Origin of the sequence: Flavobacterium sp. HSC-32F16 (assembly GCF_024171645.1) — a bacterium.
In the GTDB taxonomy this organism is placed as follows: Bacteria; Bacteroidota; Bacteroidia; order Flavobacteriales; family Flavobacteriaceae; genus Flavobacterium.
Map to the genome: position 1 here is coordinate 221,304 of NZ_JALKAC010000011.1, position 16,833 is coordinate 238,136.

13 protein-coding genes and 1 tRNA gene are annotated in these 16,833 nt (G+C 32.4%); 6 read left to right on the forward strand and 8 right to left on the reverse strand.

The window, feature by feature from the left end; translation table 11 throughout:
• The first annotated feature begins 50 nt into the window (after window positions 1-50).
• The gene (locus L1276_RS23440; RefSeq protein WP_253792074.1) at window positions 51-953 is read left to right on the forward strand and encodes a DUF6607 family protein; all 903 of its coding nucleotides are present in this window, start codon (window positions 51-53) and stop codon (window positions 951-953) included.
• Between the two features lie 486 nt (window positions 954-1,439).
• On the opposite strand, the gene argS is transcribed toward L1276_RS23440, so the two are convergent.
• Window positions 1,440-3,230, reverse strand: a complete 1,791-nt coding sequence (gene argS / locus L1276_RS23445) for an arginine--tRNA ligase (RefSeq protein ID WP_253792075.1) — start codon at window positions 3,228-3,230, stop codon at window positions 1,440-1,442.
• 323 nt (window positions 3,231-3,553) lie between these two features.
• Between argS and L1276_RS23450 the strand changes: the two genes are divergently transcribed.
• The gene (locus L1276_RS23450) at window positions 3,554-5,971 is read left to right on the forward strand and encodes a TonB-dependent receptor domain-containing protein (RefSeq protein ID WP_253792077.1); all 2,418 of its coding nucleotides are present in this window, start codon (window positions 3,554-3,556) and stop codon (window positions 5,969-5,971) included.
• 100 nt (window positions 5,972-6,071) lie between these two features.
• Here L1276_RS23450 and L1276_RS23455 read toward each other — a convergent pair whose 3' ends face one another.
• The 3 genes from L1276_RS23455 to L1276_RS23465 form a co-directional block, all read right to left on the reverse strand.
• On the reverse strand, window positions 6,072-6,743 hold the full coding sequence (locus L1276_RS23455) for a copper homeostasis protein CutC (protein ID WP_253792078.1): 672 nt from the start codon (window positions 6,741-6,743) through the stop codon (window positions 6,072-6,074).
• Window positions 6,744-6,875: 132 nt separating this feature from the next.
• Window positions 6,876-7,883 (reverse strand): 3-oxoacyl-ACP synthase III family protein, encoded by a 1,008-nt coding sequence (locus tag L1276_RS23460; RefSeq protein WP_253792079.1) that lies wholly within the window; start codon window positions 7,881-7,883, stop codon window positions 6,876-6,878.
• A gap of 251 nt (window positions 7,884-8,134) precedes the next feature.
• A complete protein-coding gene (locus L1276_RS23465) occupies window positions 8,135-9,085 on the reverse strand; it encodes an ABC transporter ATP-binding protein (protein ID WP_253792080.1) in 951 nt (316 codons plus the stop codon).
• A gap of 169 nt (window positions 9,086-9,254) precedes the next feature.
• Here L1276_RS23465 and L1276_RS23470 point away from each other — a divergent pair, with 169 nt between their 5' ends.
• Window positions 9,255-10,094, forward strand: a complete 840-nt coding sequence (locus L1276_RS23470) for a carboxypeptidase-like regulatory domain-containing protein (RefSeq protein ID WP_253792081.1) — start codon at window positions 9,255-9,257, stop codon at window positions 10,092-10,094.
• Window positions 10,095-10,164: 70 nt separating this feature from the next.
• On the opposite strand, the gene L1276_RS23475 is transcribed toward L1276_RS23470, so the two are convergent.
• Together L1276_RS23475 and L1276_RS23480 are read right to left on the reverse strand one after the other, a co-directional pair.
• Window positions 10,165-10,860 (reverse strand): OmpA family protein, encoded by a 696-nt coding sequence (locus L1276_RS23475; protein WP_253792083.1) that lies wholly within the window; start codon window positions 10,858-10,860, stop codon window positions 10,165-10,167.
• Window positions 10,861-10,878: 18 nt separating this feature from the next.
• Complete coding sequence (locus L1276_RS23480) at window positions 10,879-11,376, reverse strand: lipocalin family protein (protein ID WP_253792085.1); 498 nt, start codon at window positions 11,374-11,376, stop codon at window positions 10,879-10,881.
• A 203-nt stretch (window positions 11,377-11,579) separates the two neighbouring features.
• Here L1276_RS23480 and htpG point away from each other — a divergent pair, with 203 nt between their 5' ends.
• The 3 genes from htpG to L1276_RS23495 all read left to right on the forward strand — a co-directional run bounded on the left by htpG (window position 11,580) and on the right by L1276_RS23495 (window position 15,939).
• Window positions 11,580-13,463 carry a molecular chaperone HtpG gene (gene htpG, locus L1276_RS23485; RefSeq protein ID WP_253792087.1) on the forward strand — a complete coding sequence of 628 codons (1,884 nt, stop codon included), beginning with the start codon at window positions 11,580-11,582 and terminating at the stop codon, window positions 13,461-13,463.
• Between the two features lie 210 nt (window positions 13,464-13,673).
• Window positions 13,674-14,939, forward strand: coding sequence for a patatin-like phospholipase family protein (locus L1276_RS23490; RefSeq protein WP_253792088.1), 1,266 nt, complete (start codon window positions 13,674-13,676; stop codon window positions 14,937-14,939).
• Between the two features lie 265 nt (window positions 14,940-15,204).
• Window positions 15,205-15,939 carry a DUF4369 domain-containing protein gene (locus tag L1276_RS23495; RefSeq protein ID WP_253792089.1) on the forward strand — a complete coding sequence of 245 codons (735 nt, stop codon included), beginning with the start codon at window positions 15,205-15,207 and terminating at the stop codon, window positions 15,937-15,939.
• Between the two features lie 44 nt (window positions 15,940-15,983).
• Here L1276_RS23495 and L1276_RS23500 read toward each other — a convergent pair whose 3' ends face one another.
• The gene (locus L1276_RS23500) at window positions 15,984-16,376 is read right to left on the reverse strand and encodes a helix-turn-helix domain-containing protein (RefSeq protein ID WP_253792090.1); all 393 of its coding nucleotides are present in this window, start codon (window positions 16,374-16,376) and stop codon (window positions 15,984-15,986) included.
• A gap of 366 nt (window positions 16,377-16,742) precedes the next feature.
• Window positions 16,743-16,816 (reverse strand) — tRNA-Thr (locus L1276_RS23505).
• Between the last annotated feature and the right edge of the window lie 17 nt (window positions 16,817-16,833).

Here is a 16,833-nt window from a genome sequence, read left to right on the forward strand (position 1 = left end):
TCTAAATTAAATTTATATATTTGCAAAAATTTAAAAACCAACAGAAAGTTATGATTACAAAAAGCCTTTATTTTTCAGCCATTATGGCTTTAACTTGCAGTCTTGGATTCAGTCAGGACAAAAAACAGCAAGACATAAAATCTATTAAATCAATGTGCGGTTGTTATGAAGTGAAATTTAATTTTGCAGAGACTTTTCAATACGCTAAAGATTCTGCAGCTTATAAACCATCTCAAACTAAACATGAATCGGCTTTAGAATGGGTAGAATTATTAGAAGATACTCCAAATAAAATTGTAATGCAGCACTTATTAATTGTAAGTGACGATATGATTATCAAACACTGGAGACAAGACTGGCTGTATGAAAACACAGACTTATATTCATTTGATAAAGGAAACTCTTGGAAATATAAAAAACTAGATAAAAAAGCAGTTAAAGGCCAATGGACTCAAAAAGTATTTCAGGTAGACGACAGCCCAAGATACGAAGGTTCTTCTACTTGGGTACATGTTGACGGACAAGATTACTGGGCTAACGTTGCCGATGCACCGCTGCCTAGAAGAGAGCAGACAAAACGTAATGATTATAATGTTTTAAAAAGAAGAAATATTCACGAAATCACGGCTGCAGGATGGAATCATGAGCAGGATAATGATAAATTAATTAGAGATGACAGCGGTAAAGATGTTTTACTAGCCCAGGAAAAAGGATTTGATGTTTACACTAAAGTACCAGACATTAAATGTATCGCCGGTCAAAAATGGTGGAAAGAAAACAATGCTCTTTGGAAAAACGTTCGTGACAAATGGCAGACTCTTTTTGACAGACATCAAGATTTGAATTTAGAAGCTAAAGTTGACAGAAAAGCACTTTACTCTTTATTGTTTGATTTAAAGCCAAATGCAACAAAAGCAGAATCTGATGCTATCATCAACAAATTTGTAAAATAAAATATTTGTGTTAGTTATAAGAAAGCCGGTAGTTTTAAAACTACCGGCTTTTTTTATGAATAAAAAAACCGTCTATAAGCCAGACGGTTTGTTCCTTATTATTTTTACTAAAAGGGTTACTAATTCAAAATAGTTAAAAATGAATATAAGGAGGTATTTTTAAATTCAGCTATTCTCTCAATTATACATTATCTCTTGTCTCTGCAGCAGCAATTTAACTAAAAAACCTTGCCCAAAAATGCATTTCACAAAATGCTAAAATTCATTTAAAAAAAACTAAAATATTACTTAATCTCAATTAAAGTAGGAAAATTAATATGATTATATTTTTCATCCTACAGAATATACACTTTTAACTTAAAAATTAACTTTTATTTGTTTTCCCTAACTCTCTGAAAGCTAAATCAACTGTAAAATAATTAAACAAAAAAAGCCGATAATTTTATAAAACTATCGGCTTTTAATTTTTCATTATTATTAAGATTCTTACATTCGCTCCGGAACCTCGATTCCTAATAAAGTAAATGCTGATTTTATAACTTCGCCAACTTTTTGCGAAAGCTGAACTCTAAATATTTTCTTTGTTAAATCTACTTCTCCTAAAATATGAACTGACTGGTAGAATGAATTGTATTCTTTTACCAAATCATAGGTATAATTTGCAATTAATGCAGGGCTGTGATTTTGCGCAGCATTTTGAATTACTTCCGGGAAAAGCTCGATTTGTTTTAACAATTCCTTTTCTTTTTCATGAATTTCTTCAATACTTGTTTTTTCAGAAAAATCAAAATCGGATTTACGAATAATCGACTGGATTCTTGCATAAGTATATTGAATAAAAGGACCTGTATTTCCAGCAAAATCAACAGATTCTGCAGGGTTAAACAAGATACGTTTTTTAGGATCTACCTTTAAAATGTAATATTTTAAAGCGCCAAGCCCAATTGTTTTATACAATTTTGCTTTTTCATCTGCCGAATAGCTGTCTAGTTTTCCTAAATCTTCAGAAATTTGTTTGGCCGTATCGGTCATATCCTGCATTAAATCATCAGCATCTACAACCGTTCCTTCACGGCTTTTCATTTTTCCGGATGGTAAATCAACCATTCCGTATGATAAATGATATAAACTTGAAGCCCAGTCAAAACCTAATTTCTTCAAGATTAAGAATAATACTTTAAAGTGATAATCCTGCTCGTTACCTACTGTGTAAACCATTCCGCCAACATCCGGCATATCTTTTACACGTTGAATCGCAGTTCCAATATCCTGTGTCATATAAACCGCAGTTCCGTCAGAACGTAATACAATTTTACGATCCAGTCCTTCATCTGTCAGATCAATCCAAACAGAACCATCTGGATCTTTTTCAAAAACACCTTTATCAAGACCAACCTGAACTACATCTTTGCCTAATAAATAAGTATTGCTTTCGTAGTAATATTTATCAAAATTAACTCCAAGATTGCTGTAAGTTGTTGCGAAACCATCATAAACCCATTGGTTCATTTTTTTCCACAGTGCGATAACTTCATCATCTCCAGCTTCCCATTTTTTAAGCATTTCCTGTGCTTCAATTATAATTGGAGCTTGTTTTTTTGCTTCTTCTTCAGTTTTACCCGTTTCAATTAATTGGTTTATTTCTGTTTTATAAGCTTTATCAAATTCAACATAATATTTCCCGACTAATTTATCTCCTTTTAAATTTGAACTTTCCGGAGTTTCTCCGTTTCCAAATTTTTCCCAAGCCAGCATCGATTTGCAAATATGAATACCACGATCGTTGATAATTTGAGTTTTATATACTTTTTTACCCGAAGCTTTTAGAATTTCTGCTACAGAATAGCCTAACAAGTTGTTACGTACGTGACCTAAGTGTAATGGTTTATTGGTATTTGGTGAAGAATATTCTACCATAATAGCTTTCTCGTCAGTCCCGACGCTTTGAGATGGCGTTACATATCCAAACTTATTGTTATCTCTAATTTCATTAAAGAAATTCAGATAATAACTATCTGAAATAACAATATTCAAAAAACCGGAAACTACATTAAAACGTGCAACTTCAGAAACGTTCTCTACCAGATAATTTCCAATTTTATTTCCTAATTCTGCCGGATTGCTTTTAATCACTTTCAACAAAGGAAAAATTACCATAGTTATATCGCCTTCAAACTCTTTTCTGGTAGTTTGAAACTCGATTTTATCGACAGATACATCAAATAATGCTTGTATTGCTTTTTGTATAGAAGGTGTAAGAATTTGTGATAATGACATGTAAACTTATTTTAAAGTGAGCAAAGATACTGCTTATTCATCAATTAGAGAAAATGAAAAAGATATAAAATAATATATTTTTCTTAGAATTTCTTAAAAAACGCTTTTCTGTGAATGTTAAAATTATCAAAAAATCAAAACGCTAATCTCTTACAAAACAAGAGATCACAAAAATTAAATTATTTTTTTTCTTTTTTTATGTAACATAACGTTCACAAAATAGTCTTAATAAGAGCTTCAAATTTCATTGAGGAAAAAAATCAAAAACAAAAATCAAAAAAACACCATCATCAATCAAATCAAAATAATCAAGTAAATAAGCTATGAAATTAAAATTTATTCTGTTCGCAATACTGGGGATGATTGCAACAGCACAAGCGCAAAACTCAGGATCTGTCTCGGGGAAAATTGTAGAAAAATCCAATAATGCACCTATTTCTTATGCGACTGTTTCTCTTAAAGAAAACGGAAAAGTGGTATCAGGAATCAATACAGATGATAATGGAGATTTTACTTTTAAAAATCTTGCACTAAAAAGCTATACAATCGAAGTTCAATATATTGGATTTAGAAAATATATAGGTTCTGTAATTTTAAGTGATAACAGAAAAACAGCAACAGTAAATGTTTCTCTTGAAGAAGAAGCAACGCAGTTAAAAGGCGTAAATATTATTGCCGAACGTTCGACAATTGAACAAAAAATCGATAGAAAAGTAGTTAACGTTGGTAAGGATTTAACAACGGCCGGAGCTTCTGCATCAGATATTATGAATAATATTCCTTCTGTAAATGTGGATCAGGATGGAAAACTTTCGCTTCGCGGAAATGACAATGTTCGTGTATTAATTGACGGAAGACCTTCTAACATTGATCCTGCTCAGTTATTGAAACAAATTCCATCAACTTCTATCAAAAAAATTGAGCTGATTACAAATCCAAGTGCAAAATACAATCCGGAAGGAATGTCAGGAATTATCAATATTATTTTACACAAAAATGCTAATACTGGTTTTAACGGAAGTTACAGCGGAGGTATTACTTTTGGAGAAACAGCAAAATACAATCAGTCTTTAGATTTAAATTATAAAACCGGAAAAGTAAATTTCTTTGGAAATGCCGGTAATAATTTTGGAACTTATTTTAACGATGGTCATATCAAAAGATTAGATCAAGATGTAGCTCAAAAATTAGACATTTCCAATGACAATGATAACTATTTGTATAAAGTTGGAATGGATTATTTAATCAATGATCACAATACTTTATCATTTTACACCAATCAAAATAAAGCAAAAGGAACTGGACTTGTAAATACAGATATTAATTACAATAACGGAGATCCGGATATTAAAAATATCTACCAAAAATCGAGATACGAAGGTCCAAACGAAACCGGAACTTATAATTTAGCGTACAAACATATCTTTAAAAAAGAAGGTCATACTTTAGATTTTGAAGGAAACTTTAGTAATACCAGAGAAACTCAAGATGCAGGTTTTGATACTAAAACAACACAGCCAAATAACACTGCTAGTTCCATTTTGTACAGCGATTATATTAATGACAAAAGAAAATTAGGTACAGTAAACGTTGATTACGTAAATCCATTAAATGACAAAACGACTCTTGAAGCCGGAGCTGAAGCCAGAATAACAAGAACTGACAATATTTACAACACAAGTAATCCGGCAGTTGCTCCTGCAGACCAAGCTTCTATTTATGTTTATGATACAGACATTTACTCTGCTTATGTAACTTTTGGTCAGAAATACAAAAAATTCAGCTATCAGTTAGGAGCTCGTTTTGAAAGCTATAAAGTTACTGCTGATTTAAATCATGGTTACAAAAAATTTGATGATGACTACATTACATTATACCCATCAGCTTATTTAACTTATAACTTAAATGAGAAAAACGTTTTACAATTAAGCTACAGCCGTCGTGTTGACCGTCCAAGTTTAGAGCAGACAAAACCTATTCGTGAATTTTCTACTCCGCTAGTAACTTCATACGGAAATCAGGAATTAAGACCTCAGTTTACTAATTCTGTCGAAGTAAATTATACTAAAACTCTTGAAAAAGGAAGTATTACTGCAGGAGTTTTTGTAAGAGCTATTAACGACCAAATAAGCAGAACTTTAAGTCCAGACCCTAACGATGCTTCTGGTTACAAACAAATTTTAGGTTTTGCCAATTTCGATCACAACAGTGCTTATGGTTTTGACATTTCTGCTAACTATAAAATTACTAAATGGTGGGATATCCAGCCATCTGTTGATTTTTCAAGTATAAATCAGCAAGGTGTTGTGTTCCAGTATGATACTTCAACAAAATTAAGTTCACCTTTAGAGCGCAGTGTAACAACTTCTGCATTTAATGCTCGTATGAACTCAAACTTTAAACCTACAAAACGTTTAAGCTTTTTATTATTCGGTTTTTACAGAGGTGGCGTTGAAGAAATTCAACAGCATAGAAATGAAATGTACAAAATGGATATTGGTTCACGATATACATTGTTAGATAATAAGATGAATATCAGCGTACGTTTTAATGACGTTTTCAATACTATGAAATTTTCATTTGATGGTGTTTATCCTTATCCTCAAACTGGTCAGTTTTCATGGGAAAGCCAAACAGTTTATTTAGGTTTAACATACAATTTTGGAGGAGCAAAAATTAAAAAATTACAACGTAAAGAAAGAGATGACAACACTAATAAAGGCGGAGGCGGAATGTTCTAATCGACGTTTTTATTAGATTTATTTTAATATTTTTGAATAAGTTCTTGTAGAAAAAAAGCCTGGAGTATGCCAACTCCGGGCTTTTCTATTTTTATAAAACTCAAAGAAAGTTTTTAAGTTCTTTTATTTCTTCAGAATTTGCAATTTCTGAGTCACTTGTAATGGCTGATGAATGGTAAAAAGTTAAATCTAATTTTTCTTGTAATAACTTAATATTTGAAGATCTCAATCCACCGCCCGGCATTATTTCAATTCGGTCTCCAGCTAGTTTTTGAATTTTCTCCAAAACTAAAATTCCTTCTTCAACATTTACTCCTTGTCCAGAAGTTAAGATGGTTTTAAAACCACATTCGATAACTTTCTCCAGTGATTTTTCTACATCTTTAACAACATCAAAAGCACGGTGAAAAGTACAGGAAAGCGGATGTGCTAAATGCACCAATTCCTTATTTTGTTTTTTATTTACTTTTCCGTTTTCTTTTAAAATTCCAAAAACAAAACCATCAACTCCAAGTTTTTTATATTGTTTGATGTCCTGCTTCATTTCGGTAAGCTCTTCATCTGAATAAACAAAATTACCACCGCGAGGTCTGATGATAACATGCATTTTAATATTCAAACTTTCACGAACTTTTACCACTAAAATAGAGTTTGGTGTTGTTCCGCCCAGTGTCATGTTTTCACAAAGTTCTATTCTATCTGCTCCATTTTCCTGAGCAATTATAGCCGATTCGTAATTGAAACAAGCTATTTCGAGTTGATTTTTTTTCATTGTGATTTAAATAATTTTTCTTCAGATGAGACCTGACAAGTTTTAAAAACCTGTCAGGTCTGAATGCGCAATTTATAAAAAAACCTGCTCCAAAACGAAGCAGGTTTAAAATATAATGCAAGATGAATTAATTTACCATTTGATGATAGCGCTTGCCCAAGTGAACCCACTTCCAAAGGCGGCCAAAACCACAGTGTCACCGGATTTGATTTTGCCTTGTTCCCAAGCTTCTGTCAGAGCGATTGGAATAGATGCAGCAGTTGTATTTCCGTATTTCTGAATATTGTTATGCACTTGATCGTCTGTCAATTTGAATTTATTCTGAATGAACTGCGAAATTCTCAAATTGGCCTGATGCGGGATCAACATATCAATATCCGAAACCTGAAGTCCATTTGCTTCTAAACCTTCATTGATTACTTCAGCAAAACGAACAACCGCATTTTTAAATACAAATTGTCCATTCATATAAGGATAGTAACTTTCGTCATTTGGGTCATTATCTGCTAAAATATCTGTTACCCAGCGCGCTCCCATTCCTGGTGCCTGCAAAGCCAATTCTTCAGCGTGCTGTCCTTCTGAATGTAGGTGCGTAGACAAAATACCTTTTGTGAGGTCTTCTTCACGGCTTAAAACTGCCGCTCCTGCTCCATCTCCAAAGATTACCGAAACACCGCGTCCGCGAGTCGTCATATCCAAACCAGTTGAGTGAACCTCAGAACCAATTACCAAAATATTTTTATACATTCCGGTTTTAATATATTGATCGGCTACAGAAATAGCATAAACAAAACCAGAACATTGATTTCTAACATCTAATGCTCCAACCGTTTTTAATCCTAAATCACGTTGTACTAAAACTCCGGGACCTGGAAAATAGTAGTCTGGACTTAATGTCGCAAAAACTACAAAATCAATATCTTCTTTGGCTACGCCAGAACGTTCTATTGCAATTTTAGCCGCTTTTACTCCCATAGAAGTAGTGGTGTCTTCTCCGCGAATGATATGTCTTCTTTCCTGAATCCCGGTTCTTTCCTGAATCCATTCGTCATTGGTATCCATTATCTTAGACAAATCATCGTTTGTTACAACATTTGAAGGAACATAATATCCTAAGCCTGCTATTTTTGAATGATACATATAGTATTGTTATTTGTTAAAAATTTAGAATGCAAATTTAAGTATAGTTTAAAACATTAGAGTACAAATTACTATTTTTTTCGTTATCATCAATTTAATTAACTTTAATTATCAGACTGTTTAAAATCATTTACTTTTTGATAAAACAGTTTTTAATGCAATTTATTGAAGAATAATGAAAAATACATTTTAGAGCAGTAAAACTTCTTATAAAAATAAACCCGACAATTTTAAAACTGTCGGGTTTATTTTTATAAATAATTAAGACCAAGAAATATTTCCTGTTCAAGCGGTAAATCAATTTCGCTTTCAAAAAATATTAATTGTCTTTTATAAACGGTTTCGATTAAATAATGACTTCCTCTAAAATAGGTTCTTCTAATTTTTACCGGAAGTTTAGATTCTGAAACCATTTTAAACTGATGCGGATATACTAACGTTTTATGTGTTTCATCTTCATAAGGAAGTAATAAATGGGTTGCAACCTCATTTACTTCTCCAAATAAGGAAGCTACATATTTAGTTTCCGGATCTTCGTAAATTTTGTTTGGATCGCCTTTTACGATAACTTCGCCATGACGCATTACAATTGCTTCATCTGCAAACGATAATGCATCTGTACTATCGTGCGTTGCAATAATACAGGTAATTTCTTTTTGTTTCAGATAACGGAATAAATTTCTACGTAATGCATTTTTACGAAAAGCATCAATCTGACTAAAAGGTTCATCCAGTAAAATAACTTCGGGTTCCAGAGCCAAAACTCGTACCAAAGCCACTCTTTGCTGCTGTCCTCCGCTCAAAAACTTAGCTTTTACATTTGAAAACTGTTCCATTTCGACCATTTCCAGCAATTCCTGAACACGAAGTTTTTTCATATTGGCAAAACCATTCGAAAGAAACTTTCCAACATTTTCAGCAACGGTTTCATACGGAGACAGATCAAAATCCTGCGCCAGATATTTCATATAAGGCATTCCGGGAATCAAATTGTATTTTGGCCCCAGAATAGGTTTTTGGTTATAAAATATTTTGCCCTCATCTAAATCGAACAAACCGTACATCAACTTTAAAAGCGTACTTTTTCCACAACCGCTTTCGCCAATAATGGCAATATTTTCGCCTTTATTGATCGTAAAAGAAACATTATTTATAACTGGTTTATCAGTATACGAAAAAGATATATTTTGAATATCAAGCATGTGTTGTAATTAGAGAGGTCAAATTTACGATGTTTAATTTCTAAAGTCAAAAAAAATAAAATCAGATTGTTATTTTAATTACTATCCAATTATAAAATCTAAAAATTGTAAGAAAAAAATTTTGTTTGCGTTATAGAACTACCTGATTTTCTTTTCCAAAACATATAACATGAAAAAATATCTAATTATTGCTTTTGCGTTTACTTCTATTTTTGTTAATGCTCAAAATAAAACAATTACAGGGATTATCTTAGATAGTTTAAAACAGCCAATTCCTTATGCAAATATTGGAATTTTAAACAAACCTGTCGGCACAGTTTCTAACGAAAAAGGAGAATTCTCCTTTATTCTTGAAAATACAACCAATTTAGATACACTTAGAATTTCTTCTCTATCTTATATTTCAAAGGATATTCTATTGAAAAATTTATCCGACGAAAAACTAACTTTAATTCTTAAAAATCATATTGAAAAACTAAATGAAATCATTGTTTCAAGAAGTAATTTAAAAAATTATAACGAAGGAAAAGATAAATCCGATACTAAACAGCAAGTATTATTTGCAAATCCTAATTATAAAAACATGAATTTAGGAACTGAAATTGGCAGGAAATTTTCTTTAGGAACAAAAAAACCCAGTCTATTAACTGAATTCAAATTCTTCATCAAAGAAAATAACTTTAAAAAAGTCAAATTCAGAATTAACATTTATAGCATTCAAAATAATAAACCAGATAAAAAACTTAACAATTCTGATATTTATAGTGAGGTCGAAAATAGCTTAAAAAACTGGACAGTTGTTGATTTAACTCCTTTTAATATTATTACTCAACAAGACATTATTATAGCAGTAGAATGGATTGAACATTCAAATGACGGGAATAAATTAAGTCTGCCTATTATAATTCCATCTTTTAATTCTACCCATTATTACAAATTTGGAAGTCAGGGCATATGGGAAAAGTATGGAAAAATATCTTCCTCAATGATTTTATTCTACCAGCAATAATCTGCAAATTCTAATAAAAAAAGCTGCTTCAATTATGAAACAGCTTTTTTTTATATTTTATTACCTGAAATTACTTTCCAGCTTCGGCTTTTGCATCATTCACCATTTTGTCGTTTGCTGTAATTGAGAATTCAACACGACGGTTTTGAGCTCTTCCTTCCGGCGTATCATTTGTTGCAATAGGATCAACAATACCTAAACCTGAAGTTTTAAAACGGCTTGATTTTAATCCTTTAGAAACTAAATAAGACTGAACAGATGCTGCTCTTTGTCCTGAAAGTGTCAAATTATATTCTGGTTTACCTGTATTATCAGTATAACCGAAGATTTGAATATCAGTATCTCCGTAATCATTAAATACAGGAACTAATTTATCTAAGTTTGCTTTTGCCTGAGGAGTTAAAGTTGATTTGTTAGTATCAAAACGAACTGCATTCTCATTTAAAGTTAAATGAATTCCTTCACCTACTCTTTCTACAGAAGCACCTGGTAAAGCCTGATCAATTTCACGGGCTTGTTTATCCATTTTATTTCCAATTAAGGCTCCGGTTCCACCACCAACAGCAGCTCCAATTGCAGCTCCTAACGCAGCGTTTCCGCCTTTTCCTAAATTATTTCCTAAAATACCTCCAATAATACCACCTGCAACTACACCAATTCCGGCACCTTTTTGAGTATTATTTGCATTTTTTACTGAATCGCAGCTTGCAAAAAAACTAACTAATACAAGTAAACTACTTAAACCTAAAACTGTTATCTTTTTCATTTTTTATCTTTTTTAATATTAATTAGCTCTTTGAAATTGGTAAGTAACATCTTTTACTTGTCCTCCGACATTAATGTTATCAATTAATTGAAAAGAAGTTTCAGTTACGCCTGCAACTTTAAGCAAATAACCTTCTCTCACTTTCTTAGCTTTTTCACCTGCATCAAGAATTTTAAGAACAAACAATCCCTGATTGTTAATACTCCATACAATTGGCGAAGAAAACGAAGTACAACTTGCCGATGTTAAGGCCATAGTTCCTTTATTATTGTTTGAAATAAAACTCCAAGTACTGCCAATAAAACATTTTGAATCTGCAAGATCAAATGAATTTACTTTAATATAATCAGAACCCGGATAAGTTACATTTGTAAGCACCCAGTTTCCTTTAATCGCAACCTGAGTAGGTCTGTCAAGCTTTTTTGAAAGCGTTGTGTCTGTTGAAGCTGTGGACGAAGCAGATTTACACGCAAAAAACATAGCGGCAATCACGCAAATTAAGATACTCTTCTTCATTTTATACAATTTTTTTAGATTATTATTTTGCCTTTTTAACAATTATTGTACCACAAATATACAATTCATTAAGAGATTTATCGTTTTAGAATCTATTTATTTTCTTTCAAAATTAACATTTGCGCCAATTTGTCACCTTAAAAAAATTGGTATTTTATTTGACTAAATGAAAATCATCAAGTTAAATTCAAAAAATAAAAAATATGACAACAGGTAAAATTAATGTTTCAGTAGAAAACATCTTTCCCTTAATCAAAAAATTCCTATACAGCGATCACGAAATCTTTTTACGTGAGCTGGTTTCAAACGGAACTGATGCTACTTTAAAGCTAAAACACCTTATCAGTATTGGTGAAGCTAAAGTTGAATACGGAAACCCAATTATCGAAATCAAAGTAGATAAAGAAGGTAAAAAAATCCATATTATCGACCAAGGTTTAGGTATGACGGCTGATGAAGTAGAAAAATACATCAATCAGGTTGCTTTTTCAGGAGCCGAGGAATTCCTTGACAAATACAAAGATTCTGCTAAAGATTCTGGAATTATCGGACATTTTGGTCTTGGTTTCTATTCTGCTTTTATGGTAGCTGAAAAAGTAGAAATCATCACAAAATCATACAAAGATGAACCTGCTGCGCACTGGACTTGCGACGGAAGTCCTGAATTTACTTTGGAGCCGGCTGACAAAACTTCACGCGGTACCGAAATCATTCTTCACATTGCTGAAGATTCTTTAGAATTTTTAGAAGATTCTAAAATCAGCGGTTTATTGAATAAGTATAACAAGTTCATGCCTATTCCAATTAAATTTGGAACAAGAACTGAAACACTTCCAAAACCAGAAGATGCTCCGGAAGATTACGTAAATGAAACTATCGAACTTGATAATATCATTAACAATCCAAACCCAGCATGGACAAAACAGCCTTCTGAATTATCTGACGAAGATTACAAAAACTTCTACAGAGAATTGTATCCAATGCAGTTTGAAGATCCCTTATTCAACATTCACTTAAATGTAGATTATCCATTTAACTTAACTGGTATTTTGTATTTCCCGAAATTAGGAAGCGATATGCAGATCCAGAAAGACAAAATTCAATTGTACCAAAACCAAGTTTACGTTACTGATAATGTAGAAGGAATTGTACCTGAATTTTTGACAATGTTAAAAGGAGTTATTGATTCACCGGATATTCCGTTAAACGTTTCTCGTTCTGGTTTACAGGCTGACGGAGCGGTAAAGAAAATTTCAAATTATATTACTCGTAAAGTAGCGGATAAATTAAAAGCTTTATTTAACGAAAATCGTGCTGATTTTGAAGCAAAATGGAACGACATTAAAATCGTTTTAGAGTACGGAATGCTTTCTGAAGATAAATTCTACGAAAAAGCAGGGGCGTTTGTTTTATACCCAACGGTAGATAATACATACTTTACTTTAGAAGAATTAAAAGAGAAACTAAAAGAAAACCAAACTGATAAAGATGGTAAACTTGTAGTTCTTTATGCCGGAAACAAAGAAGAGCAGCACTCTTATATTGAAACAGCAAAAGCAAAAGGATACGAAGTATTGCTTTTAGATTCTCCAATTATCTCACATTTAATTCAGAAAATCGAAAACGATAACCAAGATGTAACTTTTGTTCGTGTAGATTCTGACCATATTGATAATTTAATCAAAAAAGACGAAAACACAATTTCTAAATTATCTGATGAAGAAAAAGCAGCATTAAAAACTTCATTAGAAGCTTATATTCCTAAAGCTTACAGCGTTCAGCTTGAAGCAATGGACAGCCAGGCAGCTCCATTTATTATTACGCAGCCAGAATTTATGCGTAGAATGAAAGAAATGAGCCAAAGTGGCGGAGGCGGCATGTTTGGAATGGGCAATATGCCGGAGATGTACAATTTGGTTGTAAACACTAACTCAGATTTAGCATCAAACATTTTAAACACCGAAGATAAAACGCATCAAGAGCATTTGGTAAAACAAGCTTTAGATTTGGCTAAATTATCTCAAAACTTATTAAAAGGTGAAGCTTTAACTGCTTTCGTAAAAAGAAGTTTTGAAATGATCAAATAATCTTTTGAATAAAACATTTCTTAAATCCTGCAAATTAGCTTTTGCAGGATTTTTTTTGTTTTATCCCGATTCCAAACATTAAAAAAGGGGAATTCTCCCCTTTTCAGACAAATACTGAATTTATATCTTTATGATTCTGAAAATCAAATGATTAAACACAGGGGAATGATTTCCAGAAAAACAAACCACAAACCTAAATTCAGGGAAATCATGGAGAAGAGAAAATTTACAGAAAACGGCGAAGTTTTAGCCATTCTAAAAGATTTAAAGGAACAAATTCGAGATAAAAAATTCTCAGACATTACAGACATAAACAATCATCAATATGTAGATTTAGTGCAAGAAGGCGGAGGAGTTCTGGGAATTGCATTGGTTGGATATGTTTATGTATTAGAACAAATGGGAATTCGGTTTTTAAGTCTGGCCGGAACATCCGCCGGAAGCATCAATACCATGCTTATGGCAGCAGCTGGAACTTGCGATGTCGAAAAATCAGAATGGATACTAGATTGTTTGTGCAATAAAAATTTATACGATTTTGTTGATGGAGATCGCGATGCAAAAGAATTTATTGATGCTTTATTGAGCGATGCCGGAAATCTGAAATTAGTCATGAAAGGCTGTCAGGTTGTCGATAATTTTAAAGACGATTTGGGACTAAATCCCGGAAATAATTTTCATCAATGGATGACAAATCTGCTTTCGCAGAGGGGAATTAGAAATTATGCCGATTTAAAAGCATTGAGAGAAAAAGGCGTTTCAGATCAAAATAAATTATTCCGGCTTAACAGGGTAAATCATGGTGACAAAGAAGAATATAACAGACCTGATCATTGGAGTGAAATGGCAATAATAACAGCTGATATTACAACCGAAAGCAAAATTATATTTCCCAAAATGATCGATCTGTTTTACTCTAATCCAGATGTTCAAAATCCTGCCGATTTTGTACGGGCTTCTATGTCAATTCCGCTTTTCTTTACTCCATTTAAAATCAAAAATATTCCCGGCGGCATTGAAGCCTGGAACAAATGGAATGATGCTACATGTTTAAGAACTTCAGTACCGTCTGAAGTTATGTTTATGGATGGCGGTATTATATCCAACTTCCCGATCGATATTTTTCACGAAAATTTAAATGTTCCCGCTTCTCCAACTTTCGGCATAAAACTGGGTTATGACAAAAACGAAATCAATAAAAATGAAAAGTTCTCTAATCTGATAAGCTCAATGTTTGATACTGCAAGATATGGTTACGATTCTGAGTTTCTAAGAAAAAATCCGGACTTTAAAAACCTCATCGGTTACATTGACACCGGAAGTCACAATTGGCTGAATTTTAATTTAACCGATGATGCCAAAATAGATTTATTCATTCGAGGCGCTCAAAAAGCTTCAGAATTCCTGAATAAATTTGACTGGGAAGAATACAAAAAAATCAGAAAAGCAAAAAGCGAATATTACAAAACCGTCTAAGCCTAACAACTGATTTAGAACCAGCAGATCCAGTATTAACCGACATTATAGGACACAAAAATAACAATTGCAATAACAAATACACTTATACACATGAAAGCGGCATAAGCAGCTCTCTTTAGACATGTAACCAATTCATTTTTAAAAAAATATGCAAATCTCAATTTAAAAATAGATTGGGATTTTTATTTTTTATAAAAATTAAACAACGGCTTATTTACATTCAAACTATTTTCTTTATTTTGCACCAAAATCCAACAAACTAATGAAAAAATCAATTATTGCCTTTGTTACTCTTGCATTACTTGCATCATGCGACAAAAAAGAATCTGCTGATAACTTACATCTTACAGGAAACATTAAAGGTTTAAAAACCGGAACGTTATATATCCAAAAAATTGTAGATACGGCTCTTGTTGCTATTGACAGTATAAAAATCGACGGAAATTCAGCTTTTGAAAGAGATATCAAAATAGAATCTCCTGAAATGCTTTATTTGTTTTTAGATCGTGGTGTAACGAATTCTTTAGACAATAATATCTTATTCTTTGCTGAGCCCGGAAATATGAATATCGACACTAATTTGGATAATTTCATTTCAAGTGCAAAAATTACAGGTTCTAAAAATCAGGAATTATATGAAGAATACCTAAAAATAAACAATCGTTTTAGAGATGAGAATTTATCTATGGTGGAATCAAAATTTAAAGCTTTAAAAAGACAAGATCAAAAAACGATTGACAGCCTTGACGCAAAACAACAGGCAAATATCAAAAGAAAATATCTGTATGCTACAAACTTCGCCCTTAACAATAAAGATCACGAAGTAGCACCTTATATTGCTTTAGCAGAGATTTACGACATTAACATCAAATTTCTTGATACAATTCAAAAATCAATGACTCCAAAAGTAGCTCAATCTCTTTACGGAAAAAAGCTGACCAAATATGTAGCCGAAATCAAAAAAGAAGAACAAAAAGCTCCTGCAGCAGCAGAGTAAAACAAAAAAGCCCTGAGAAACATTTCAGGGCTTTTTTTTACGCTTTATTTTTTCAATAATTTTTCCAGATATTCAACCTTTTCTTTTTCTGCCTGAACCAAACGTTCATAAAGTTCAACAACTTTATCAAGAGGATTGAAATTACAATTGTGATTTAATACCGGTCCCCCATTAATAACAGAACCTTCGTAATTATTTTGAATATTATTTAAAATCGCTTCTTCTGAAAAATTCTTAATTCCTTCAGCTGTAACACCAAGTGCTTTAGCAATCGCTATGAGTTTTTCCTCATCAATTGTCTCGCTGTTTTCCATAGCAGAAACAGCTTGCTGGTTTGTTCCTAAGGCCTGCGCCAATGCTTCCTGCTTCATGTCACGAAGCTCACGAATACGACTTATTTTTCGTCCTATGTGATTTGGTTTTGTTAGTGTGCTCATAATTCAAAGATAATAATTAAGTCTAAAAACCTTCAACTGTAAAATATAATTTTAAAATGTACAATACAGATTTATTAATAAACAAAAATACAATTTTTCGGACAAGCATAGGTTTTATTTTAATTTTTGAAATCTGAAACTCGAAACAATTTTTGTCATTTCGACCTAAGGGAGAAATCGCACAAGAAACTCCGCAACGAAAGCTGCCAATCCTTGTCGAGCTACTAATGCGATTTCTCCCTTAGGTCGAAATGACAATACTTTGCGTTTATTTCTGAATGAATAAAATATAACCTGGATAAATCTCAGATTGGAATTTTTGAGGCATAAAAAAAACCATCACTAAAAAGTGATGGTTTTACGTTGAGCCGGCGGAGGGACTCGAACCCACGACCTGCTGATTACAAATCAGCTGCTCTAGCCAACTGAGCTACGCTGGCGACTCATTACGGGTGCA